The organism is Alteromonas sp. 4NH20-0056 (assembly GCF_057539655.1).
Map to the genome: position 1 here is coordinate 1 of NZ_BAAJLS010000001.1, position 23,671 is coordinate 23,671.

The 23,671-nt window shown below is 45.2% G+C and carries 24 protein-coding genes; 10 read left to right on the forward strand and 14 right to left on the reverse strand.

Going from position 1 to position 23,671, the window contains the following annotated elements; translation table 11 throughout:
• Positions 1 to 239: 239 nt before the first annotated feature.
• Complete coding sequence (locus AC27EZ_RS00005) at positions 240 to 1,865, forward strand: response regulator (protein ID WP_487133360.1); 1,626 nt, start codon at positions 240 to 242, stop codon at positions 1,863 to 1,865.
• Here the strand turns inward: AC27EZ_RS00005 and AC27EZ_RS00010 are convergent.
• Positions 1,853 to 2,380, reverse strand: coding sequence for a GNAT family N-acetyltransferase (locus AC27EZ_RS00010; protein ID WP_487133361.1), 528 nt, complete (start codon positions 2,378 to 2,380; stop codon positions 1,853 to 1,855). The genes AC27EZ_RS00005 and AC27EZ_RS00010 overlap by 13 nt on opposite strands.
• Before the next feature lie 88 nt (positions 2,381 to 2,468).
• A complete protein-coding gene (gene moaA / locus AC27EZ_RS00015; protein WP_487133362.1) occupies positions 2,469 to 3,437 on the reverse strand; it encodes a GTP 3',8-cyclase MoaA in 969 nt (322 codons plus the stop codon).
• A gap of 277 nt (positions 3,438 to 3,714) precedes the next feature.
• On the opposite strand from moaA, the gene AC27EZ_RS00020 reads away from it, so the two are divergent.
• The gene (locus tag AC27EZ_RS00020; RefSeq protein WP_487133363.1) at positions 3,715 to 5,490 is read left to right on the forward strand and encodes an ABCB family ABC transporter ATP-binding protein/permease; all 1,776 of its coding nucleotides are present in this window, start codon (positions 3,715 to 3,717) and stop codon (positions 5,488 to 5,490) included.
• A 12-nt stretch (positions 5,491 to 5,502) separates the two neighbouring features.
• On the opposite strand, the gene AC27EZ_RS00025 is transcribed toward AC27EZ_RS00020, so the two are convergent.
• Positions 5,503 to 6,087 carry a DVUA0089 family protein gene (locus AC27EZ_RS00025; RefSeq protein ID WP_487133364.1) on the reverse strand — a complete coding sequence of 195 codons (585 nt, stop codon included), beginning with the start codon at positions 6,085 to 6,087 and terminating at the stop codon, positions 5,503 to 5,505.
• Between the two features lie 177 nt (positions 6,088 to 6,264).
• On the opposite strand from AC27EZ_RS00025, the gene AC27EZ_RS00030 reads away from it, so the two are divergent.
• Both AC27EZ_RS00030 and AC27EZ_RS00035 read left to right on the forward strand, forming a co-directional pair.
• Positions 6,265 to 6,480, forward strand: coding sequence for a DUF3820 family protein (locus AC27EZ_RS00030; protein ID WP_487133365.1), 216 nt, complete (start codon positions 6,265 to 6,267; stop codon positions 6,478 to 6,480).
• Between the two features lie 27 nt (positions 6,481 to 6,507).
• The gene (locus tag AC27EZ_RS00035) at positions 6,508 to 6,840 is read left to right on the forward strand and encodes a hypothetical protein (RefSeq protein WP_487133366.1); all 333 of its coding nucleotides are present in this window, start codon (positions 6,508 to 6,510) and stop codon (positions 6,838 to 6,840) included.
• A gap of 31 nt (positions 6,841 to 6,871) precedes the next feature.
• On the opposite strand, the gene AC27EZ_RS00040 is transcribed toward AC27EZ_RS00035, so the two are convergent.
• From AC27EZ_RS00040 to AC27EZ_RS00055, 4 genes are all read right to left on the reverse strand, one after another.
• Entirely contained in the window at positions 6,872 to 8,215 is a 1,344-nt protein-coding gene (locus tag AC27EZ_RS00040; RefSeq protein ID WP_487133367.1) for a class II 3-deoxy-7-phosphoheptulonate synthase, read from the reverse strand.
• Between the two features lie 83 nt (positions 8,216 to 8,298).
• A complete protein-coding gene (locus AC27EZ_RS00045) occupies positions 8,299 to 9,078 on the reverse strand; it encodes an ATP-binding cassette domain-containing protein (protein ID WP_487133368.1) in 780 nt (259 codons plus the stop codon).
• The gene (locus tag AC27EZ_RS00050; RefSeq protein ID WP_487133369.1) at positions 9,075 to 10,043 is read right to left on the reverse strand and encodes a FecCD family ABC transporter permease; all 969 of its coding nucleotides are present in this window, start codon (positions 10,041 to 10,043) and stop codon (positions 9,075 to 9,077) included. The genes AC27EZ_RS00045 and AC27EZ_RS00050 overlap by 4 nt, the downstream gene beginning before the upstream one ends.
• A complete protein-coding gene (locus AC27EZ_RS00055; protein WP_487133370.1) occupies positions 10,043 to 10,513 on the reverse strand; it encodes a low molecular weight protein-tyrosine-phosphatase in 471 nt (156 codons plus the stop codon). The genes AC27EZ_RS00050 and AC27EZ_RS00055 overlap by 1 nt, the downstream gene beginning before the upstream one ends.
• 93 nt (positions 10,514 to 10,606) lie before the next feature.
• On the opposite strand from AC27EZ_RS00055, the gene pepE reads away from it, so the two are divergent.
• Complete coding sequence (pepE, locus tag AC27EZ_RS00060) at positions 10,607 to 11,329, forward strand: dipeptidase PepE (RefSeq protein WP_487133371.1); 723 nt, start codon at positions 10,607 to 10,609, stop codon at positions 11,327 to 11,329.
• Here the strand turns inward: pepE and bioD are convergent.
• From bioD to bioB, 4 genes are read right to left on the reverse strand one after another with little or no spacing between them, the layout of a single operon-like run.
• Positions 11,300 to 11,971, reverse strand: coding sequence for a dethiobiotin synthase (gene bioD / locus AC27EZ_RS00065; RefSeq protein ID WP_487133372.1), 672 nt, complete (start codon positions 11,969 to 11,971; stop codon positions 11,300 to 11,302). The two genes, pepE and bioD, sit on opposite strands and share 30 nt — an antisense overlap.
• The gene (locus AC27EZ_RS00070; RefSeq protein ID WP_487133373.1) at positions 11,968 to 12,804 is read right to left on the reverse strand and encodes a methyltransferase domain-containing protein; all 837 of its coding nucleotides are present in this window, start codon (positions 12,802 to 12,804) and stop codon (positions 11,968 to 11,970) included. Before AC27EZ_RS00070 ends, bioD begins: the two co-directional genes overlap by 4 nt.
• Positions 12,801 to 13,982, reverse strand: coding sequence for an 8-amino-7-oxononanoate synthase (gene bioF, locus AC27EZ_RS00075; RefSeq protein ID WP_487133374.1), 1,182 nt, complete (start codon positions 13,980 to 13,982; stop codon positions 12,801 to 12,803). Before bioF ends, AC27EZ_RS00070 begins: the two co-directional genes overlap by 4 nt.
• Complete coding sequence (bioB, locus tag AC27EZ_RS00080) at positions 13,982 to 15,091, reverse strand: biotin synthase BioB (protein WP_487133375.1); 1,110 nt, start codon at positions 15,089 to 15,091, stop codon at positions 13,982 to 13,984. The genes bioF and bioB overlap by 1 nt, the downstream gene beginning before the upstream one ends.
• Positions 15,092 to 15,189: 98 nt before the next feature.
• Between bioB and bioA the strand changes: the two genes are divergently transcribed.
• The 3 genes from bioA to AC27EZ_RS00095 all read left to right on the forward strand — a co-directional run bounded on the left by bioA (position 15,190) and on the right by AC27EZ_RS00095 (position 17,448).
• The gene (bioA, locus tag AC27EZ_RS00085) at positions 15,190 to 16,458 is read left to right on the forward strand and encodes an adenosylmethionine--8-amino-7-oxononanoate transaminase (RefSeq protein ID WP_487133376.1); all 1,269 of its coding nucleotides are present in this window, start codon (positions 15,190 to 15,192) and stop codon (positions 16,456 to 16,458) included.
• Positions 16,459 to 16,502: 44 nt separating this feature from the next.
• On the forward strand, positions 16,503 to 17,018 hold the full coding sequence (locus AC27EZ_RS00090) for a DUF2937 family protein (RefSeq protein WP_487133377.1): 516 nt from the start codon (positions 16,503 to 16,505) through the stop codon (positions 17,016 to 17,018).
• Positions 17,019 to 17,166: 148 nt separating this feature from the next.
• Positions 17,167 to 17,448 carry a hypothetical protein gene (locus tag AC27EZ_RS00095; protein WP_487133378.1) on the forward strand — a complete coding sequence of 94 codons (282 nt, stop codon included), beginning with the start codon at positions 17,167 to 17,169 and terminating at the stop codon, positions 17,446 to 17,448.
• 143 nt (positions 17,449 to 17,591) lie between these two features.
• Here AC27EZ_RS00095 and AC27EZ_RS00100 read toward each other — a convergent pair whose 3' ends face one another.
• Together AC27EZ_RS00100 and AC27EZ_RS00105 are read right to left on the reverse strand one after the other, a co-directional pair.
• On the reverse strand, positions 17,592 to 18,743 hold the full coding sequence (locus tag AC27EZ_RS00100) for a GNAT family N-acetyltransferase/peptidase C39 family protein (protein ID WP_487133379.1): 1,152 nt from the start codon (positions 18,741 to 18,743) through the stop codon (positions 17,592 to 17,594).
• Positions 18,740 to 20,221 (reverse strand): RimK family protein, encoded by a 1,482-nt coding sequence (locus AC27EZ_RS00105; protein ID WP_487133380.1) that lies wholly within the window; start codon positions 20,219 to 20,221, stop codon positions 18,740 to 18,742. The genes AC27EZ_RS00100 and AC27EZ_RS00105 overlap by 4 nt, the downstream gene beginning before the upstream one ends.
• 358 nt (positions 20,222 to 20,579) lie before the next feature.
• On the opposite strand from AC27EZ_RS00105, the gene AC27EZ_RS00110 reads away from it, so the two are divergent.
• A complete protein-coding gene (locus AC27EZ_RS00110) occupies positions 20,580 to 21,548 on the forward strand; it encodes a calcium/sodium antiporter (protein ID WP_487133381.1) in 969 nt (322 codons plus the stop codon).
• On the opposite strand, the gene AC27EZ_RS00115 is transcribed toward AC27EZ_RS00110, so the two are convergent.
• A complete protein-coding gene (locus AC27EZ_RS00115; RefSeq protein ID WP_487133382.1) occupies positions 21,545 to 21,931 on the reverse strand; it encodes a hypothetical protein in 387 nt (128 codons plus the stop codon). The genes AC27EZ_RS00110 and AC27EZ_RS00115 overlap by 4 nt on opposite strands.
• A gap of 292 nt (positions 21,932 to 22,223) precedes the next feature.
• Between AC27EZ_RS00115 and asnS the strand changes: the two genes are divergently transcribed.
• Positions 22,224 to 23,621, forward strand: a complete 1,398-nt coding sequence (gene asnS, locus AC27EZ_RS00120) for an asparagine--tRNA ligase (protein ID WP_487133383.1) — start codon at positions 22,224 to 22,226, stop codon at positions 23,619 to 23,621.
• Positions 23,622 to 23,671 lie beyond the last annotated feature (50 nt).

Genomic DNA, 23,671 nt, shown 5'->3' on the forward strand with positions numbered 1-23,671 from the left:
TTCATAAGACTCAATGGTTCAACAACATCGTTGCGAGCCAGCAGCAGCGTCCACCATCTCCTCTAAATAATTCAGTAGTTCATAAGACTCAATGATTCAATAACTTCGTTGCTAACCGGCCGTTCTTTATCGTTGATAATCACCACAAACCGCCCTTCTTACATATTTGTTATATTGGTGTTAATCTCTAAATATCCAAACAGTGTGTATTCACTCGCTTTAAACACGCGAAGGTAACGATGAAGCTGCAAACCGCAAAGCAAGTAAAAATGCTTGTGGCTGAAGACCACGTATTAGCAAAAAGTCATATTAAATATGCTTTGGAGCAATTAGGGTTTCAGCACATAGACTACGTAGATAGAGCCTCTGATGCATTCAATGCCATTAGCAACAAACAATATGATGTTGTTATATGTGCTTACGATTTGAAAGAAGAGCAAGCAGGTTTCTATTTATACGAACGCCTTCATGCAGAGTCACTGTTGCCATTAACATCGGCATTTGTCTTTACTAGCGCCGACACATCAAGCGCAACCGTCCACGCGATTATCGAGCTACAACCCGATGAATTTATCGCAAAACCGTTTTCTGTTAATGAACTAGATAAACGTTTAGGTCGCGTTATTGCCAGAAAGCAAGCGCTAGCGCCCGTGTATGCGTGCATGGATTCAGGTGAATTTTCTGATGCACTTGACGCAGTAGAGCGCTTTTTACTTGAGCCAAAGCACGCACATTACTATCCTTTGGCACTAAAGATTAAGGGTGACTTACTATTATTGTGCGAGCGCTACAACGAAGCGCTCGCGTTTTTTGAATCAATCATCAATGTACAGCCCTTCTCGTGGGCCACACTTGGTTTGGTGCAGTGTTACATTCAGCAAAACGAATTCGACATAGCAGAAAAAACACTCATTCATTTAGCCCTGCAAAACAAGCGTATGTTAGTTGCTTACGATATGCTCGCCGAATTACAGATTAAGCAAAATGCATTTGAAGAAGCGCTAGAATGTATTGATGTTGCTACCGACATATCACCGAGGAGCATTGCGCGTCATCAAAAGGCAGTCGAACTTTCTCGACTTACACACGATTATGAGACCCAGTATAATAGCGCTAAAAAAGTGGTGCGATTCGCTCGAAACTCTATTCATGACACACCCGATATCTATTTGAGTGCAGCCAGAGCTGGCGTCGATTACGCAATGACAGCGGAACCTGAACTAACTCGACATATTGTAAAGCAAAGCAGTGACTACCTCGCGCAGTTGAAAGCAACTCACGCCAAGGCTGAGGTACAACATGAAGTTAATGTCATCAATGCCCGCGTGTTGTACTTGAAAGACGACATGGAAAGCGCGAAAGCACTGCTAAATACCATTGATGCTGAAGCCCTTAGCGAGCAATCACCCGAAGCGCTTATCGATGCTGCGAAAGCCTTTAACGACGTTGGCTTGAAGAAAAGTGCATTGCAAATACTCGACACGTTAGAAAAAAAGTTAGAAAGCGACGATACCGCTAGTGCATTACTGTGTGAATATGTAAAGCAGGAGAAAGCTGAGAAAGCGTCTATTTCAATAAGCCCTAAAAACCTCAACAATGCTGCAGTGCTGCATTATCAAAAAGGTGAAATGGCTAAGTCGTTTGCGACTTTTGAGCAGGCCTTTAAGGTTATGCCAAAAAACGCTGCTATCGCCCTTAATTTGCTGCAAGCAACCGTAATGAGGAAAAAGCGAAAAAGCGGAGACTCGCAAGGTGACGAACGATTAATAAAGCAATGTCGTGAAACGTTAGAAAATGCAAAATTAACCGAAGAACAACGTTCTCGCTATGAAAATATTAAACTTATTCTTCGTCAGGTTGCATAAACCACTACGGTCTCTTGATAAACGCTATCTTTGTATTCAAATTCATGACTAAACGTCATACCTAACTTTTTCATGATATTGATAGAAGCGATGTTGTCTGGGTTTGCAATAGCTGAAAACTTATCAATACCGGTTAGATAAAGCGCTTCTTTTACGTGCCTAGCGGCCTCTGTGGCATACCCATTTCCCCAACTGTCGTAACGAAATCGCCATCCAAGCTCTATATTGTTTGTTTCTGGGTGTTGAGTAAAAAATCCGAAAGGCCGAACGAGGATCCATCCTATATCTTGTTTAGTGTCTATAACCCTTATACGCCATAGCCCCCACCCTAATGGATGGTTAGAATACGCTTGAAAACGCGGAACAAACACTTGCTCAATTTCTTCGCGGGTCGATTTTCTTCCCCCATTGATAAAGCGCATTACGCGTTCGTCTTGGTCAAGATCCCATAGAAACTCGCTATCAGATTCCGTTACATAGTGATATGACAGCCGCTCACTATCGCCTATATGCATAAACGTCCTTTTTAATTATTGTTTTAGTTGCATGTCTTTTTAGCAATATAGTCTATTTTATACACATAGCCAAAACTTAATGTAAGCGCTACCCACCCAGCATCGCAAGGTGCTTTGTTGCACCAGTATTCCCTTCATGAAGGTAGTGTGTTTTATGTTTACCACCCAAACAGGCTTTTAAAAACGCTTGCGTTCCTTCAACATCACCATCGCGCAAATACGGGCGTAAACTAATACCGTTCTCACTGAACAAACACAGGTGTAAATTCCCATTTGCAGCTACTCGCAAACGGTTGCATGTGTTACAGAAGTCTTTACTGTAAGGCAGTATCAGGCCTATTTTCCCTTTGTAATCAGGGTGAGTAAACTCTTGTGCCGGCCCGGCGTCTTGTCTTCTTTGAACGCGCTGCCAGCCCGTCGCCAACAATTTATTTTTAAGTGGAATACCGCTTTGGTGTTGCTGAGCAAAAAATGAGGTGGTGTCGCCCGTTTCCATTAACTCGATAAACCTAAGCGTAATAGGCATGGTTTTAATCCACGCTAAGAAACGATTAAAGCGAGATTCTGAGAAGTCGTTAAGAAGAACGGTATTAACTTTAACATCAAGGCCGACCTCTACTGCCTTATCTAGCCCCTTCAATATTACGTTTAGTTTATCTTGGCCGGTTATCGCTGCAAATTGTCGTGGGTCTAAGCTATCAATACTAACATTTACTTGATCTAAGCCCGCGCTTTTCCACGCTACTGCCCCACTATTTAAACGTGCGCCGTGCGTTGTCATTGCCACGCGCTCAATACCTGGCGTAGATGCAGTAAGAGAAAGAATATCGAGAAAATCTCTTCTAAGGGTTGGCTCTCCCCCTGTCAGGCGTACCTTTGACGTCCCCAAACCTGAAAAAGCACGGAGCAACGTGTCTATTTCATAGAGAGATAAGAAATGATCATTTGAAGGGCCTTGGTAACCATCGGGTAGACAATACTGACATCGAAAGTTACACGCCTCTGTCACCGATAAGCGTAAATAGTGAAATTGACGGCCAAAACTATCTTCTAACAAACGATTTCCTAAAGAGGCTAAAAACAACACCTAACATAACAAATAACACGCATAATTCCGAGCACAACCTATGCGCTGTAGACTAAGCAGACTTGATCTAATCGCTAACATTTACGGTAAGCGATACAGATAGGACCCTCAATTTCTCAAATACTATTCATAATACAGAGAAACCAACGAATTTCGCTGAACCTTATACAGTAAATGCGTGTAATTATTACGCTTTAACCAATATCCGTTATACCATTGACCCATTCTACCTCGGCACTTTGTAATCATGCGACGAAATCGATTTCCAATAGACGACAACGAACCCGTAAAATGGCGAGTATTAACCCAACTGTGGCCATACTTATTAGAATTCAAACATAGAGTCGGCCTAGCGCTACTTTGTCTTATTGCAGCAAAGGTCGCTAGCATCGGGTTGCCTTATGTATTGAAGTATACTGTCGATAGCCTGAATGGCGACCTCACCACGTTAGCTGTGGCCGTCCCTATCAGCCTGATTATTGCTTACGGGGCATTGAGGCTAACGAACGTGTTGTTAGGTGAAGTGCGTGACACCCTATTTGGCCGTGTCACCGAACGCGCCATGCGCCGACTTGGGCTTAAAGTTTTCAAACACCTCCATAATTTAGACCTCACTTTCCATTTAAATCGTAGGACAGGCGGGCTATCGAGAGACATTGAACGTGGAACCACCGGCATTGGCTTTTTAATGCGCTTTATGGTGTTTAATATCGTTCCCACGCTGCTAGAAATCAGCTTAGTTGTCGGGCTACTATTGATACAGTTTGGGTGGTCTTTTGCCACTATTATTGTGGTAAGTGTTGTCACCTACGTAACCTTTTCAATGAAAGCAACGCACTGGCGAACGCGTTTTGTTACTCAAATGAATGAAGCTGATTCAACGACTAACTCCCGTGCCGTAGACAGCTTACTTAATTTTGAAACCGTAAAATATTTTAACAATGAGCGTTTTGAAGCCAATCGATATGATGATGATTTAGCAAACTGGGAAGTTGCACGACGAAAAAACCGATTATCCCTATTCGCGCTCAACGGGGGGCAAGCAAGTATAATTGCACTTGCCATGACAGCTATGATGGCCAATGCTGCATTTGGTGTAATGGACGGCACCATGACGATAGGCGACTTTGTATTGATAAATGCCTTCACAATGCAGATTTTCATGCCGCTCAATTTTCTTGGGTTTGTGTACCGTGAGATTCGTGGTTCACTCGCTAATATCGACAAGTTATTTGCGTTACTCGAACAAACGCCGCTTATTAAAGATGCACCACACGCCACTACGTTGAGGGCTTCCAACCCAAGCATCCGCTTCAACAACATTCATTTTCATTACCAAGAAGCACGGCCCATTTTAAAAGGCGTTAGCTTTGACGTTCCTGCTGGCGCAAAAGTGGCGGTGGTAGGAGAAAGCGGTGCTGGGAAATCTACGTTGATGAAATTGCTCTTCCGCTTTTATGACACTACCTCAGGCGACATTGAGATTAATGGACAGTCAATAAGGGAAGTTACTCAAGAGAGCCTGCGTACCAATATTGGGATTGTGCCGCAAGATACCGTGTTATTTAACACCACGTTACTTGAAAACATACGGTATGCAAAACCCGACGCGTCACTTGATGAAGTGAAGCACGTAGTAGCGCTGGCGCATTTAACTGCATTTATCGAAAAACTGCCTGACGGGTTAGATACCACGGTAGGCGAACGCGGGCTAAAATTGTCTGGCGGAGAAAAGCAGCGAGTTGCCATTGCACGAGCCCTGCTCAAAGGTACGCCTATCATGATTTTCGATGAGGCCACCTCGTCACTCGATAGCGGCTCTGAGCAAGCGATTCTTGGTGCGCTTCGCAACGCAGCGAAAGGCCACACCAGTTTAGTCATTGCGCACCGCCTTTCGACAGTGATTGACGCCGATATGATATTAGTACTGAAAAACGGTGTGATCATTGAGAGAGGTACGCATAACGAGCTCCTCTCTTTACAGGGTGAATACGCCAATTTGTGGCGCGCGCAACAGGAGTAGCGCGCTCGTTGCTTACAACTTGCGTCTTAACGCTGGCAACAATAGAAGCAGACTAAACAGTAACAAGGTTGAGGGGGCGCTGACCTTTGCAGCGTCATCGGTCACTAGGCGGTCGCTTGAAATTTGAATTGCGTAATCTCCGGTACGACTATCACCATTAATATCTTCAAAGTTTATTGCCCCAGAGCCCGCCCATAGGCTATCGTCGTTGAAATCGATTACTCCACCCTGTACTGCGCCATTTAAGAAATTGTTGTATTGCACAAGCACCGCTACATAGCTACCTGCAGTCAGCGTCTCAATGATCTCTGCGTCAAAACTCGTTAAACTTCTGTCATCATTGTCTTTAATAAATTCGCCTATCGACGAGAAGAGAAACAACACGGTATCAAAGCCGCCTTCGGGAATAAACGTGGTATCAAGTAAGTCGCCACCTGAGTAGCCAAACGACGTAATCGTTACCTCGGTGGTATCCGTCACGGTAAAAGGCATATAAAAACGCTCATCGTCATCAGTAAAGGTGCCGGTAAACGTAATAAACGCTGCACTTGAACATGATGAAAAAGCGAGAAGGAAAAGTAACGACAATAATCTCATTAAGGCCTCGAAATTAGGTTAAGACAAAAGTATAAGAGCAATATTAACTAAGCAAAATTTGAGCCTAAAATTTAACACAATACTATCAGAGACTTACAAACTAGCTGAACGCCGACTGTTAACTTTTTTGACAGTTTCCTTTACCGTATACGCAATGAAGTTATCTTGTGGGTTTCGATGAACGCAGAATTAGTTAAACACGCTATCAACAGTGTGATGCCTTTTGGAAAATACGCAGGTCGTAGGTTATTTCACCTGCCCGAGCCCTATTTAGTGTGGTTTCATAGCAAGGGGTTTCCTGACAATGAACTCGGCCAACAGCTCGCGCTTATCTATGAAATAAAGCTCAACGGCTTAGAATCTGTGGTAGCGCCTTTACTTGACGATGACTAATTTCTATCTACATACTGCTAGTGAAGAATGAAAGCACACACTAAACGACGCAAAGATGACAGGGTCAATCAACGTATCTTAGCGCTTCACCAAAAAATGGTAGATAAAATCCTTGCACACCCCACCTTGCTTGAGCCGATAAAGAACACGCTTGAAATGCGCTATAAAGCAAAACTCATGCGGTACGGCAGTTATATGTTGTGGTCTAGTATTTTAGAAACCATCGACACACCTGAACTATTCAGGTCGCTGGTGCTTGCTGACGATACGCGTACAGCAAACTTGCGAAGAGAAACTATATTAACGGGAATATTAACCGAAGAAGAAAGGCGCGATGTGTTGGCGTCAATAAATGAGTAAGAGGAGATTATCTCTCCTCTTACTACCTATATTATGCGTGCTTTAGATGGTCGGCAACCAAGAATGCCATTTCTAACACTTGGTCTGCATTTAATCGCGGGTCACATTGCGTTTTATAGGCTTGAGCTAAGTCGTCGTCACTTATTGCATAAGCGCCACCCGTACACTCTGTTACATGCTGACCTGTCATTTCTAAGTGAATACCACCTGCGTGCGTACCTTCCGCGTTATGGGCTTGGAAAAACTGTTTAATTTCTTTCAAAATAGCATCGAAATTTCTTGTTTTATAACCACTTGACGCTTTAAACGTATTGCCGTGCATTGGGTCTGAACTCCACACCACGTGGCGCCCTTCCGCTTTTACTCTTCTAAGCAGTCGTGGCAAATTATCTGCCAAATTATCTGCCCCCATACGTGTAATTAACGTTAATCTACCCGGATCGTTATTCGGGTTAAGCGCATCAATCAAACGAATTAGATCGTCTTCCTGCATGCTCGGGCCCACTTTCACACCGATGGGGTTATGAATGCCGCGGAAAAACTCAATATGCGCATGGTCTAACTGACGCGTTCTTTCACCAATCCACACCATATGTGCCGAGCAATCATAAGGCTTACCAGTTAGGGTATCGATACGTGTAAGTGCTTGCTCATAGTTTAATAGCAAGGCCTCATGCGAGGTAAACAGTGACGTTTCGTGTAACGTCGTGCTGGTTTTAGCATTAATACCAATCACATCCATAAACGCTAGCGTGTCTTGAATACGAAGCGCCATATCATGATAGCGCTCTTTTAACGGGTTATTTTCTACAAACGCCATGTTCCAGCGATTCACTTCATGTAAATCGGCAAGCCCACCTTGTGCAAATGCACGCAGCAAGTTTAGCGTTGATGCACTTCGATGATAGGCTTCTAGAAGACGCTCTGGATCAGGTCGGCGTGATGCCTCGGTAAATTCAAAGCTATTAATAATATCACCACGGTAACTAGGTAATGTTACGCCGTTAATCGTTTCCATGTCTGATGAACGAGGCTTAGCATACTGCCCAGCCATACGCGCTACCTTAGTAACGGGGCAACGACCAGCAAACGTCAGCACGATAGCCATTTGTAAAAGAACTTTGAACGTATCTCTAATTTTAGGCGCGTTGAACTCATCAAACGATTCTGCGCAATCGCCACCTTGAAGTAAGAAGCCTTTACCTAAACTCACTTCACCAAGCTGGCGTCTAAGTTCGCGCGCTTCTGCAGCAAAAACCAACGGTGGATAAGTACTTAGCGTCTGCTCTACTTCATGCAAGCGCACTTGATCGTCGTAATGAGGTTGCTGAAGAATAGGTTTGCTTCTCCAGCTGTCTACTTGCCAATTGCTCAATGAGGTTCTCCCGAAAATATGAATGCACCAACGACAAACCACAATGCCGCGCTGGTTGTAAGAATCGTAACTGGTCTAGCACTTTACCATATCTGGTGAAAGGAAATAGGGGCGCATGCTTGAATTTCTAGAAAGTTATCGTGCTTGCTTATAGCAAAATGACAGTTAAACGTCGTTTCAAGATTATCTTTTGTTACAACCTGTCGTGGAATACCGCTGTCTATCATGCTCCCCTGCTTTAACAACCACACATGCGAACTGTAATTGGCACTTAAAGCAAGGTCATGAGAACTCATTACTACCGTATTTCCTCGCGCGCAAAGGGTTTGAAGTAACGAGACCAGTGCATACTGATGACGAATATCTAGCCCCTGAAGTGGTTCATCGAGCAATATAATTGCTGCCCCCTTCGTGACTGCTGGCCATACTTGAAGTAGAACGCGACATAGCTCTACGCGCTGACGTTCTCCGCCTGACAGTGTATTTAATGACTTACTAGCAAATTGCTGTACTTCTAGTGCGGCTTCGACAATATCAGGCACATCGTTGCCATTTGCCTTATAAGTAGAGTAAAAAGACAAATATTCTGACACTTGCAATGGAAAGGCTGAATAATTTTGCTGGCCCAGCATGCACCTTATGCCTGCTAAGCTTGAAAGCGGCCACGTTGCTATGGCGTTACCTAACAGCGTACATGATCCTTCATCGATAGGGGTAATCCCCGCGATAACATTTAATAGCGTAGATTTCCCCGCTCCATTTGGACCAACAAGGTGCACACAATCGCCCTGATTTATCTGACCGGTAATATCGGCCAACCGTTTATCTACATCGATTGATGTTAATAACACCACGTTCGTCATCGCACATGCCCTTTAAAAAGCGCATAGACCAATAATGGCCCTCCAAGGGTAGCCGTTATCATCGACACCGGAAGCGTTATCACGCTAGTTAACTCAGACGCGCACGCTACCAATAACAACAACACGCCTCCCGCCAGTGCTGACAAAGGAAGCAGTAAGCGGTTGTCGTGCCCTAGCAATAGGCGCAGAACGTGTGGAATTAACAATCCAACGAATGCAATGGCACCGGCAATAGACACCGCAGCGCCAACTGCAATGGCACTTGCTAGTAACGTGCGCTCTGTGAGTTGTTGCACGTTTACCCCACTGCTAATGGCTGCAATATCTCCCGCATACAACTTATTTAGCGATGTCCCTTGTCTTATTTGATACACCACACTCACAATAATAACCGGGCCACTTACCCATAAAATGGGCCAAGTAGTTTGGTATAAACTGCCCATTAGCCAAAAGGTAAGGTTTCTTAGCGACTGCGCATCACTAAATAAATACAGCCACCCCACCACCGCACCACTTAACGTAGATACAGCAATACCCGATAAGATTACGGCGGTTACAGAGCCCTGTAGGCGTCTCGCAAGACGGTAAATAAGAAAGGTGGTAAACAGTGCACCCGCAAAGCAACTGGCTGGCAGAATGACATAAAGAAAAGGCTCAGCCCAAGCGGGTGTTGCTAACAACATAAATGCAGCAACCAAACTTGCTCCACTAGTGATCCCAATGATCCCAGGGTCGGCTAAGGGGTTTCGAAGCACGACTTGCAGCGTGGCTCCACTTGTCGCAAGCGCAGCGCCAACGAGTAAAGCAGTCACCACCAGAGGCAACTGAACATGGGTGAATATATGTTGCTTTAACGCAATCGGCGCTTGCTCAAACCATACATTCCACATTATGCCTACTACAAATACCATAAGCGCCGAAACAAGCAGCCCTATGACAAGTGTTTTTGGCACGCGCTGTGACATTATTGATTCTGTTTTATGTGAGCAATTAAGCCATCTGACGCTTCCTCGATAAGATCAAGTACAAGGTCAAACCCTTTTTTGCCACCGTAGTAAGGGTCTGGTACTTCTTTATCTTCACTATCAGCAAACGCTAAAAACAAATGCACCTTATTATGGTGTTGCGACGGCGACATTCCGCGAAGGTTAGATAAGTTACTTTCATCCATAGCCAAAATATAATCGAACTTTTCAAAATCGCTTTCATCAACGCGGCGACATTTAAGCCCCTTAAAGCTGTAGCCTCTCTCGACCCCCGCTGCTTGAGAGCGCTTATCTGGCGATTTGCCGATATGATAGCCATGGGTACCTGCCGAGTCGATAACAAGGTCTAACCCCGCATTGGCTGCTTTATGTTTGAAGACCGCCTCTGCGGTTGGCGAGCGACAAATATTGCCCAAGCATACGAAAAGAACAGAGGTTTTTTGACTCATTTGAACAATCCTATTGTGGCTATAAACGGGTATGACTAAACTTTTTTAATTCAATCACGTATGATACGCCGTCAGAAAAAATGTGGAACTGTTATGACCGCACATGTATTAATGTTAAGTAGTTCACGCCAAGGCAATGAACCCTATCTGGAACATGCGAGCGCGCATATTCTTGCACACTTAGGTGATGTTCGCGACATCATCTTTATTCCCTACGCCGCCGTAACCCAAAGTTACGATGCCTATGTGCATGCCGTTGCGAACGCGTTACCTCAATGTAATGTCATCGGATTGCATACCGTAGACAACCCTGTGGCCGCAATACAGTCTGCCAAGAAAAATAATCAGGCAATTGTGGTGGGCGGAGGAAATACATTCCATTTGCTGTATACGCTATACAACACTGCCTTAATGGTGCCAATAAAGCATGCAATAGCAGACGGTACGCCATACATCGGCTGGAGTGCTGGGTCTAATATTTGCGGAATGACCATTAGCACAACCAATGATATGCCAATCATTGCCCCTCCTAGCTTTGAAGCGCTCGGTGTTGTTCCCTTTCAGCTAAACCCGCATTACAGTGACTTCCATCCCCCTGGTCACAACGGTGAAACTCGTGACCAGCGCTTAACGGAATTTACTACGCTCTACCCTGCCATGCCGGTGGTGGGAATAAGGGAAGGCACAGCATTACGGTTATCAAATAATGCATTGACCCTACTAGGCGATAAAGGTGGCTTTATCTTTTTAGGCAAAGAAAAAACCGCCATAACACCGCAGCAAGATTTAACAGAGCTTTTGGATAACCCGCTGTAATGCCTCAGCACTTGGTTCTTGTTGGAAAGGGATTTCCAACAGCAGAGGTGCGGGCATTGCGTGTTTAAGCGTCGCTAAGTTTTCGTCATAACGTGACATGTACCCAGTAATGTCATTCGCTATCCACCCCACAAGGTTTACGCCTTGCTGCTGCATTACCTTCGCCGTAAGCAGAGCATGATTTAAACACCCTAGCTTCATACCAACCACTAAAATTACGTCCATTTCCAATGACGCGACGACATCGGATAAAAAGGTATCATCACTAAGAGGAAGCTGCCATCCACCCGCTCCTTCCATTAGTAATAGATCAGGGGAATATCGTTCTAAATGACGAAGACCTGCGGTTATCGCTTCAGCGGTCAACGTAACGCCCGCCTCTTTTGCGGCAATGTGAGGTGCAATGGGTGGCACTAACGCAATAGGATTCACCTCTTTAATCGATACCGCTATGCTGCTTGCAGCGTGCAAACTTGCTGCATCCTCGTTAACCCAATTACCCTCGATATTGTCACACCCCGCCGCAATAGGTTTATAACCCAATGTCGACTTGCCAAGCATGGCTGCACTTTTAAGAAGGTGGCTCGTGACATACGTTTTCCCCACCTCGGTGTCGGTACCCGTAATGAAGTATTGTTTCATGATTTTTCTAACCTAAAATGGCTAACGCGATAGGTAAGCGGAAGCTTGCCTTCAACCCCAAACCGGTTTTCATAAGCTATACCTAGTTTTTTGATATCTCGCCTTGAAAGCGTTCCATGGCGTTTTCCCGTCTCACCTGCGCCAACGCCTTTGATAGAACGCAATAAGTTCATCACGTCAGCGTGAGTGTCTACATAATCTTTAGTGATCAGTCGCGATACTTTGAATCCAGCACTATGAAAACTGGCAAGCCATGAAGCGGTGGTAGGCAATGGTGTTACTGCCTCAGGTAATTGAGCCAGTAGCCTTGATGAATGTAACTCTTGAAAAGATCCTGCAACCATAATGCTAAGCTCAGCTTCTCCGCCTACACGTAAAACGCGAGCACATTCGTCAGCCACGCACTGTGTGTCCGCACACCATTGCAGCGCCATAGAAGAAAACACCCCGTCTATCTGACTATTTTCAAACGGCAGTGCCAGAGCGCTTCCTTGAATAAAAGGAACATCAGGGTAGCGCGCTTGGGCCTCATCTATCATGCCGGCAGCGATATCAACTCCGGTAATCTCGGCCCCTCGCTGAAACAATGTTTGGGTGTGCGCCCCTGTTCCACAACCAATATCTACCCACTGCCCATGAAGCTCCGGCGGTAAATTTGAGAGCGCAGCATTGGCAATTCTACGCTGTATTTTTGCTTGCGCATCGTACTGAGTGGCTGCTTTTGAAAACCGATTTGCTAGTGTATTTTCATCAATAACGTCAGCGTTACTGTCAACATTATCAATGTGCTCGACAAGTATTGGCTGGCTTACAGATTTAAAAAGCGCATTCATAATGCTGACTCACAGGCTAATGATAAGGCATCGATCAATACATCGATATCTTGAGCACGATGTGTGGACGACAAGGTAATACGCAGACGGTCTTGGCCTTTTGGTACTGTTGGATAACGTATAGCCGGGATCCACATTCCCCGCTGTTTCAATGCATCACTCAACGCAAGTGCGGCCTCTGGACTACCAACGATAATGGGCTGTATAGCAGAATGAGAGGGCAATAACGTCAAAGGAGATGACAAGCCAAACTGCGCTTCAAAAGCCTGTTTAAATAGCGCTACGTTATGATTGAGGGCATCTCGTCGTTCACTGTCGTTTGCAATATGAGTAAAAGAGTACAGCGTTGCTACTGCTTGTGCAGGAGGCATTGCTGTTGAGTAAACATAGTGACGAGCATAATTAACCAAATAATCAATCAGCGTTTGGCTTCCTGCTATAAACGCACCGGCGGTGCCTATCGCTTTGCCGAATGTGCCCATGACTACGGGTACTTGTTCCTGCGATAACGAATGCGCTTCAATTGTCCCGAAGCCTGACTGTCCGAGCACGCCCATTCCATGCGCATCATCAAGCATAAACCAACTTTTATGGGCCAAAGCACGTTGCGCGATTGCTTCAACTGGAGCAACATCGCCATCCATACTAAATACTCCCTCACTGGCGATAAGAACATCTTCACTTTGGGTAGAAGACAACAACGCATCCAAATGCGTCATGTCGTTGTGTTTAAAACGCCGTAATCTTGCGTCGCTAGATGTGGCTGCTTCTAGAAACGAGGCATGCATAAGTTTGTCTGCAACAATATCACCGCCGGCAGCCATCAATGCCATGCACAACGCTTGATTAGCGGCAAAACCTGAATTAAAGAGCAATGCGGCTTCACGGTTGAGCCCATCGGCAATATAGCTTTCAAGTGCAAGATGCGCCTGTGTATGCCCTGTGACCAGCGGTGAAGCACCGCTTCCTGCTCCAAACTGTGCAAGCCCTTCTACCCATGCTTGCAAGACGCCCTCATGGTGGCGCATACCTAAGTAGTCATTACTTGCAAAATTTAGGTAATGCTCACCATTAATACAGATGACGTTATCTTTTTCGTACTGCTGGCAGTGACGTTGACGCAAATAACCCTGTTGTGCTCGCGCTGCAAGCTTATCGTCCAGCCAGTTAAAGGCCATTAGGCATCCACGGCTTGTTTTGATGCGTTGGTTTTACTGGCGTCATAAAACAACTCGTTCGAATCTGGCGCGTGTTGTTGGGCAATTTCTTCTTCTAGCACTTGCTCGTGCGCTTCATCAGAATAACCACGAGTACGCTCTGTATTAATGCCCAGCTTTTTGAACAGCATCACATCCTCATGGGTATCAGGATTTGAGGTGGTCAATAGTTTGCACCCATAAAAGATAGAGTTCGCGCCTGCCATAAAGCACAACGCTTGCATTTGTTCGTTCATGGCTTCGCGACCAGCAGAAAGCCTGACGTGAGATTTCGGCATCATAATGCGGGCGACGGCAATAGTACGTATAAACTCGAAGTAGTCTAAATCTTCTAGGCTATCTAATGGTGTACCTTTAACTTTTACAAGCATATTAATAGGCACGCTTTGTGGCTGCTCGGGTAAGTTGGCAAGCTGAATCAATAAGCTGGCTCTGTCCCCTTGCGTTTCCCCCATGCCGACAATACCGCCAGAACACACATTCATGCCTGCTGATCGAACATTTTCTAACGTGTCTAGCCTGTCTTGGTAAGTGCGGGTAGTAATAATATCGCCGTAATATTCCGGAGAGGTATCAAGGTTATGATTGTAATAATCAAGTCCTGCCTGTTTTAGCGCTATGGCTTGCTCTCGCGTTAGCATGCCAAGTGTCATGCATGTTTCAAGACCTAAACGTTTCACTTCCTCAACCATATTGAGGATGTACGGCATATCGCGGTCGCGCGGGTTGCGCCATGCAGCGCCCATGCAGAATCGCGTAGAGCCAGCCTGCTTAGCCTCTTTTGCTCGCTGAATCACTTTTTCAATTTCTAGCAAACGCTCTTTTTCTAACCCAGTATCGTACCTTGCGCTTTGTGGGCAATATTTACAGTCTTCAGGGCACGCGCCCGTTTTAATCGACAGTAGTGTACTCACTTGCACTTCATTGGGGTTGAAATGCTGTCTATGTACCAGCTGCGCTTGGAAAAGTAAGTCATTAAATGGAAGCGCGAAAAGTGCTTCTACATCTTCCTTCGACCAATCTTGGCGAATCGTTGCATGTTGTGCGTCAAGCGCAGTAGCCAGAGTCATTGACTGTCCTTTACTAATTGAGAATGCTGGCTTAGTCTATGCACCAAAGCAAAGTTGTCAACTCTGACCATTTAAAAAGATTTACTAACGGTTAAATTTTGAACAATATAGAATTCGATAAACAGCATATTTGGCACCCATATACATCTTCGGTTAACCCACTACCTTGCTACGAGGTCACGGGTGCTAAAGGCGCGGAACTCACTTTGGCTACTGGAGAAGTGCTTGTCGACGGCATGTCGAGTTGGTGGGCCGCCATCCACGGTTATAACCACCCAAAAATAAATGCCGCGGCCCATCACCAAATTGACGCGTTTTCGCACGTTATGTTTGGAGGTATCACGCATCAGCCCGCTATCGACCTTTGCCGAACGTTACTTGATATGGTTCCGGCAGGGCTTGAACGGGTATTTCTTGCGGATTCAGGGTCGGTCTCTGTTGAAGTCGCAATTAAAATGGCTATTCAATATTGGGCGTGTCAGGGACGCGCAGAAAAGTCTCGTATTGTCGCGCCTCGAAATGGCTATCATGGTGATACATTTGCAGCAATGTCGGTGTGCGACCCGGTAAATGGTATGCACAGCTTGTTTGAAAATGTGTTGAGTAAGCAATTGTTTGCCCCAGCCCCTCAAACCCGGTTTGACCACACCTTTAGTGAAGACGACATTCTCCCTCTTGAAGAATTGTTTGAGAAGCACCATCACGATATCGCAGCGCTGATACTTGAACCGATTGTACAGGGCGCTGGTGGGATGCGGATGTACCATCCTGAATATTTAAAACGCTGCCGCCAACTATGTGATACCTATGATGTACTGTTAATTTGCGATGAAATTGCAACAGGGTTTGGCCGAACAGGAAAACTGTTTGCATGCGAACACGCCGGCATTTCACCAGACATTCTTTGTCTAGGAAAGGCATTAACTGGCGGTTACATGACCATGGCTGCAACGCTATGCACAGAAGATGTTGCGCTAGGCGTGTGCCAGGGTTCGCCCGGTGTATTTATGCATGGGCCGACCTACATGGGGAACCCTCTTGCATGTGCCGTGGCTGGCGCAAGCCTTGCGTTGATCAATGAAAACCATTGGCAAACGCAAGTCGCGAATATCGAAAAGCAATTACGTATTGAATTAGCACCGTGCGCCGCACTACCTCAAGTTGCTGATGTTCGGGTATTAGGCGCTATTGGCGTCGTTGAGACTATCAGTCCGGTCGACGTTGCGGCAATACAACGCCATTTTGTTAAAGCAGGGGTATGGATAAGGCCGTTCGGGAAACTAGTGTATATCATGCCGCCTTACATAATTACGCCAACCCAGTTATCTAGGTTAACTCACGCTATCTTTTCGTATTTGCAGCAATAGCGCTATGATTAACTGAAGCAACATTAAGAGAGTGAGGCAACAGCATGGTTATTCGCATAATAGACAAACTTTTGTTTGCCGCACTTTTTTTGTTGGCGTTGCAGATCCCAATTTTGTCGGACCACTACCTGCAATATCTCAGTGGTTACTATGACGCTACACTTGCTGAAACTAAAGCAACCGCAGAACTGGCCAATACCCATGGGTATGCGTCGGTTAGTGATATGCTAGACGAGTTAAAGACAAACGACGCTCCCGTCGTGCGCGATGATGCATTGCGCAAAGAAGCCGCATTCGTCACGTTATTGCGCTTAGAAGAAGGAGTGAGAACACTTAAGCACGGGCACTATTTCGAAAAAGTGTACTATCTACTCACGCCCGCCCATTTTGAAACACTCTCTCGTGTCGTAGACAATTTCAAACCATCAATTCCATTGTCGCCCTCGGCCGTTGTATTTAGCCTAGTTCTCGCGCTGATAGTGAACATGCTGCTTTGGACGCCGCATTTTTGTTACTGTCGCCTAAGAAAAAAAGCCCGCCGCCCTTACGCTTATCACTAAAGCGTTTCTTTGCGCAACGTAGTGTCATCATTATTGGCACTATATCTGCTACCTATAAAACATTAGGTAAAGTGAAGCAGCGAAATTTGTTTTTAATATAAAATAAAAACGTTACTTTACATAAAGTTAAGAAGAAAGGTGAACAACAATGCGAAATAACGAGCAGTTACTAATAGGGCAAGTGTTGCAAATTAAAGACAAATTAAGTGCAAAACGCCACAGTATTCCCAAAACGCTTCAAACAGAATGGCAACATCTAAGCGCACGCACGGAATGCTTTGAGGTAGAAGCACTTTATAACCAGGCCGTAAAAGGCGAACGTATGCGCAAGCATGTCGCCTTCGATGGTAGTACAAAAGAGTTAACGCAAATCATAGACCGCCTCACTGAGTTAAATGATGCGGTGAGCAACAAGGCATTGCGACATTAATGCCCACTCGTTATTGCGCAATCGTTGTTCGTTTCAGCGCCTTGTATATTAATGAACGTACTTGGCGCTGTAACGGCTACTCGATAAATACGAGGTTGTGTCGAGCTTGCATAACTCCACCCCCTGTAACGATAGATTTGTAGTTACAATGCAGCGATAATGACTAGTGCACTCGATTTACGTTTACCGTAACTCGCCAAACGCATGAAATCTTCACGCGCGACAGGTATGTGTTGGAATTCCAGTATATCTTCGCCACTCGCATCAGGGTCGTGAATATAAAAACAGTATTCGTCGAACCCCGTCACGGTTACCCAGTGCGGCACTTTTTTCTTGTCAAGTGAGTAGGTACTTATCAAGCACAGCACAGCGCAACCCTTAAGAAGCTGCTGTTCAATCAACTCCACTCCCCAACTGCCAATATCCACGCGAATATTTGACGCTTCTGCCTGCAGAGCAAACTCAGATTCAACTAAACTAACTACGCTTTTTTTATGCTCACCTCTTACGCCATCAGTAAATAGCGGCAGGGCATTATTGATCACAACGTGCGCATTAAAACCTCTTTCTTTTGCAGCGAGCGCTAGACCAATAGGATGACAACCTCCATGGCCCGCCATCATGAAAATGGTCGTGGCCATTCGCCAGATACTCAGTTCCTCTTCCTGCTTCATCACATAAGCGTCATCGAGGGACTGCATCGCCATCATTAGCGCCGAAGGACCACACGTGAACGCTGTCGTTTGCTGATACCAAGGATACGATGCGACATGACGGCCATTTTTAGATACCAACACTTTTTGCATACGCAGTGCATCAGAATGGTCTTCGTAATAATCGCTGTATACGCCAAAATCCTTAAACCCTAACTTTCGATATAAGTTGATAGCACCATGATTGTCGGCTGACACCTCAAGGCGCATATAGCGCTTTCCCCTTGAAAATGCGCGCTCCCCTAGTTTTTCGATTAGCGTTTGCGCAACCCCCTTTCCTCGAGCCTCAGGCAACACGGCAAGAGAATAGAGGCGAGTCAATTGGGTTCCTCTGCGCAATAACAGCAGCCCATACCCAAAAACCTCTTTATCATCTATCGACGAGGCAATAAAAAGCTCGGCATGCTTTGCTTCGATATAAAACTTAATACGCCGCGCACTTAGCCTATCGCTTGTAAAACATCGCTGTTCAATATGCTGAAGCGTCGTTAAATCGTTAAGCGTTGCTTCTCGAATAACAATGCTTGGCGTTTCATAAATCGGCGTCTGCCTGTCACAATGCTCGACAGTTACTGCACTCATCGCCCTCTTTGCTCCAATCTGTCTGCGAATTCCTGCATGATCAACTCGTATAAGGTTTTACCCAAGTACTTGTCTTCAACACCCGCATCAATGCTAGGGTTGTCGTTTACCTCAATAACATACACTTTGTTTCCAGCTTGCTTGATATCAACGCCGTATAACCCATTACCCACCACTTTTGCTGCTTTAGTTGCAGCCTGAAGCACCGCTTTTGGTACTTCAAACGTAGGCATGGTGTTAAAACCACCAGAGGAAAATCTATCGCCATTATGGTTATAAATTTGCCAGTGATTGCGCGCCATAAAGTACTGACAGGCATAGATAGGCTTACCCCCTAGCATTCCAATTCGCCAGTCAAAATCAGTAAACACATATTCTTGTACCAACACCAACGCCGAAGCTTTTAGCATCTCTTCTAATCGGCTTTTAAGTGCGTCTTTGCTTTCTGCTTTATGCACACCCCGTGAGAACGAACTTTCAGGAAGTTTTAGCACTATCGGTAAGCCAAACTCGGCAATGAGCGAATCGCATATTTCATCAGTTGCACTAGACACAAATGTCGCGCGCGGGGCCGGTATCTTCTGATAAGTAAATGCGTCCTGCAAAAACACCTTATTACAACAGCGTAAGATAGATTGCGTATCGTCCATCACTACAATACCTTCGCGCTCCGCAGCGCGAGATAAACGATAGGTGTGATGGTCAATAGCCGTGGTCTCACGGATAAACAACGCGTCATATTGTCCTAATTCTTCTATAGATAAATGGCTCACTACATTAGCCCTGAACCCAACCTTTTCCGCAGCCTTAACAAATTTCTTGATGGCTTTATCGTTACTTGGCGGTGTTGGCTCATCGGGATTAACCAATATTGCCATATCCCAGCGCGCCCCTTTATCCCGTTTTGACTTGCGCCATTGCTTTTGCTGATAACGCTCTAAGTCCGCAATACACTGTTGCTGCTGTTGCTTGTCTAACGCAGAAAGTGCCTGCAATTCGATACTAGCAAACCCAGTGACCGCGTCTTTTTTAGTCGGCTTTGCTGGCTGACTTGCAGGCGACAGCGCAAGGGTTAATACCAAAATGGGGCACGGATATTTTTCAAATGCCTGACGCGCAACACGGGCAAAGCGTTGATCTTTTACTTCACCAAAAAGTACCAATAAGGGCACAGTCGGAATGTCTCCGTTCTTAGATGACAGCGCAAACGGAATACGGCCAAGGTTATTTGCTTTATCTTCTCGTACGTCGTTAATGGTGCTTACTGTAGGCATAACCAGATGGCTTCTGGCTTGCGCTAATAACGAGCAGTAATATCCCTCGCTTAAATAGCGTGTTGTGTCACACAGGTTTATCACCTGAACTTTGGCTTCATTTAATTTTGGAAATTCAGCAAGGTAATTTTCAAAGGTGATGACGGTTAGTTCGCTATTAATAAAAGGGCTAACATCGTCTGCCACTATAATGGTGTTGTGCATGGTCTCTGCTTTGGTAAATTTAAATTAAAATACGTGTGGTACGTCACAAATTACGTTCGTGGTAACCGTTGCTGTAGTGTACGTTAACCTTCAAAACACGATAGTAAATTCAGCACGGCTTTTTTTTATTCTTAAGACAATATTTTCTTATCTGTGATGAATTAAAAACGCCCTTCCCACCAATAAAGCTAATTATTTATGGTGGTTCCGGTATATACTACTGAGCAGCGCATTACTAATGTTTAGCAGTAAAAATCGTCGAAAACAGGTGCTATTGTCGTTAAGTGGGAAAGCGTTTGTCTTTGCCGAACCTGTTAAACAGCGTTATGAAAAACTGCAATCATATTGAGGAGCAAATATGTTACTAGCCGGTTTGGCCATTGCCATTGGGTTACCCGTTTTATTATGGAGTGCGGGAAAGTTTGTTGATGGCGCAGCATCAGTTGCCAATCACTTTGGTATATCTCCTTTACTTATCGGCATGCTCATCATTGGGTTTGGCACGTCAGCACCAGAAATTATCGTATCTATTTTTGCCGCCATCCAAGGTAATTCGGGTATTGCGTTGGGCAATGCTTATGGCTCTAACATTGCAAACATTTTACTTATCCTTGGCTTGACCGCGGTAATAAGTCCTATTGCCGTCAAAAGCAACATCATAAAAAAAGAGCTTCCTGTTCTGTTAGGTATTACCTTTTTTGCTTGTTGGCAAGTGCTCGACCAAGAAGTCTCTAAAGATGATGCGTTCTCGCTTCTTGGTTTATTTGTACTGCTTATCTCGTGGAGTATATGGCACGGAGTAAAGGGCGACAAAGATACCCTTGCTGAAGAATACAATGATGAAATCAGTGCTAGCGAAGGCACAGTAAAGACCCATGTCATTTGGATGCTCGCAGGCTTGTTATTGCTTGTTGCAAGCTCTCGAATGCTAGTATGGGGCGCTGTTGAAGTTGCTACTTTCTTTGGCGTTAGTGATACCATCATCGGCCTAACGGTTATTGCTATCGGTACGTCACTCCCCGAACTTGCATCATCACTTGCCGCAGTAAGAAAAGGTGAACACGACTTAGCGCTTGGTAACGTGATTGGCTCAAACATGTTCAACACGCTCGCCGTCGTAGGTATTGCTGGCACTATCCAACCAATGACTATTGAGGCCGACTTCTTGTATCGTGATGTACTGGTGATGCTAGCGTCTACTGTCGCGTTATTTATATTCTGTATTGGCATTAAACGACAAGGTCGACTAAACCGCCTGGAAGGCGCGTCGTTCGTAGGGGTTTATATGTTGTATACTTATTATTTAATTACGGTAGCATTTGCTTAAACCGCCATCGTAAGCAAGGTGATAAGGCTTATCGTCGCAATAACGATGAGTATAATAAGGTTAACGCCTAAATTATCACCTTGCCGCCTTGAGCGCCGTGCACGCATAACAATGCTAACTAAACTGACTGACAAGCATATCTGCAATATAACGCGCATCGCACTTACATATTCAGGTACCCAAGCGTCTCGGCCCTGAATACCCCAATATTCTTGTACGCCGCTGATAAAGTCAGGTCTGGCAAAATGAAACAGTACCAACACCACAACCAGTGATGACCAGCCTAACACATTCAGCGTTAGCATAATTTTAAAGAAAACCGTTTCACTTCTCGGTACAGAACGACGGTCCTCTCGCTCTTGCAATGTATATTTATTTCCCATTTGTCACTCTGTTCTATGGCATCCAGCATTAGGTTGAGTATACTAGCGTGCTATTGGATTTCGCCTACACCTATCCACAATACGCCGTTTGCATGCGTTAAGAAAACGATATCATCGATATTACGTTGTCTGTTGTGGAGGATTTTCGGGCAACGCTTACAAAACATGCCCAATTTATCGGCAAAATCCAAAAGAACCACCCACAAGCATAAATTATTGGTGCAAATTGCACGGGGTTATTGATAGTCTCATGAATAGATATCAAAACCATCAGTAAGACGGAGAATTAAACATGACGCACGCGCCCGTTGTTGACGTACTTAAAGGTAAGTACGCCGTTGGCGAATCAGTAACTGTGAAAGGTTGGGTAAGAACACGCCGCGACTCAAAAGCAGGCTTGTCTTTTATTGCACTACACGATGGAAGCTGCTTCGATCCTGTGCAGGTAATTGCGCTCAATTCTTTGTCAAATTACGCCGACATACAACGTTTAACTACAGGCTGCTCACTAGCGGTTACTGGTACGGTAAAAGAATCGCAAGGCCAAGGTCAAGCACTTGAACTTGATGCTACCGATGTCGACATTCTTGGCTGGGTAGAAAACCCTGATACCTACCCTATGGCGGCAAAACGTCACAGTATTGAATACCTTCGCGAACACGCCCACTTACGTGCTCGTACTAACGTTATTGGTGCTGTTACACGTGTTCGTAACTGCCTTAGCCAAGCTATTCACCGCTTCTTCCACGAGAAGGGATACTTCTGGATCTCTACGCCTATTCTTACCGCGAGCGATACAGAAGGCGCAGGCGAAATGTTCCGCGTATCAACCCTTGATATGATGAATATCCCTCGTGACGATAAAGGTAATGTTGATTACAGCGAAGATTTTTTTGGTAAAGAGACCTACCTTACCGTATCAGGCCAGCTTAACGTAGAAACGTATTGTACGGCCATGTCAAAAGTGTATACCTTTGGCCCGACGTTCCGTGCTGAAAACTCCAATACATCTCGCCATCTAGCCGAATTCTGGATGATTGAACCTGAAGTTGCCTTTGCTGATTTAAGTGACGTTGCACAATTGGCTGAAGACATGCTGAAGTACGTCTGTAAAGCCGTACTAGAAGAACTGCCAGACGACATGGCATTCTTTGCACAGCGAATTAAGAAAGATGCTATTGAGCGCCTAGAGAAGTTAGTAAGTTCTGACTTTGTTAGAATGAACTACACCGATGCTATCGACATCCTTAAAAATTGTGGCAGAGAGTTTGAATTCCCAGTTGAATGGGGTATCGACTTATCGTCTGAACATGAGCGTTATCTTGCTGAAGAGCATGTTGGCGCCCCTATCATTATGCAAAACTACCCTAAAGACATTAAAGCGTTCTACATGCGTATTAATGACGATGGTAAGACAGTTGCCGCAATGGACGTTCTTGCTCCCGGTATTGGCGAAATTATCGGTGGCTCTCAGCGTGAAGAACGTTTAGATGTATTTGATGCACGTTTAGACGAAATGGGCTTGTCGAAAGAAGATTATGCGTGGTATCGAGATTTGCGCCGCTACGGTACCGTACCGCACTCAGGCTTTGGGCTTGGTTTTGAGCGATTGGTAGCGTATGTCACCGGCATGCAAAATGTTCGTGATGTCATTCCGTTCCCACGCACACCGGGTAGCGCTACATTCTAACGACATGTAGTTAAGTTATATACCTAGCTAAAACGAAAAAGCCCGCATTC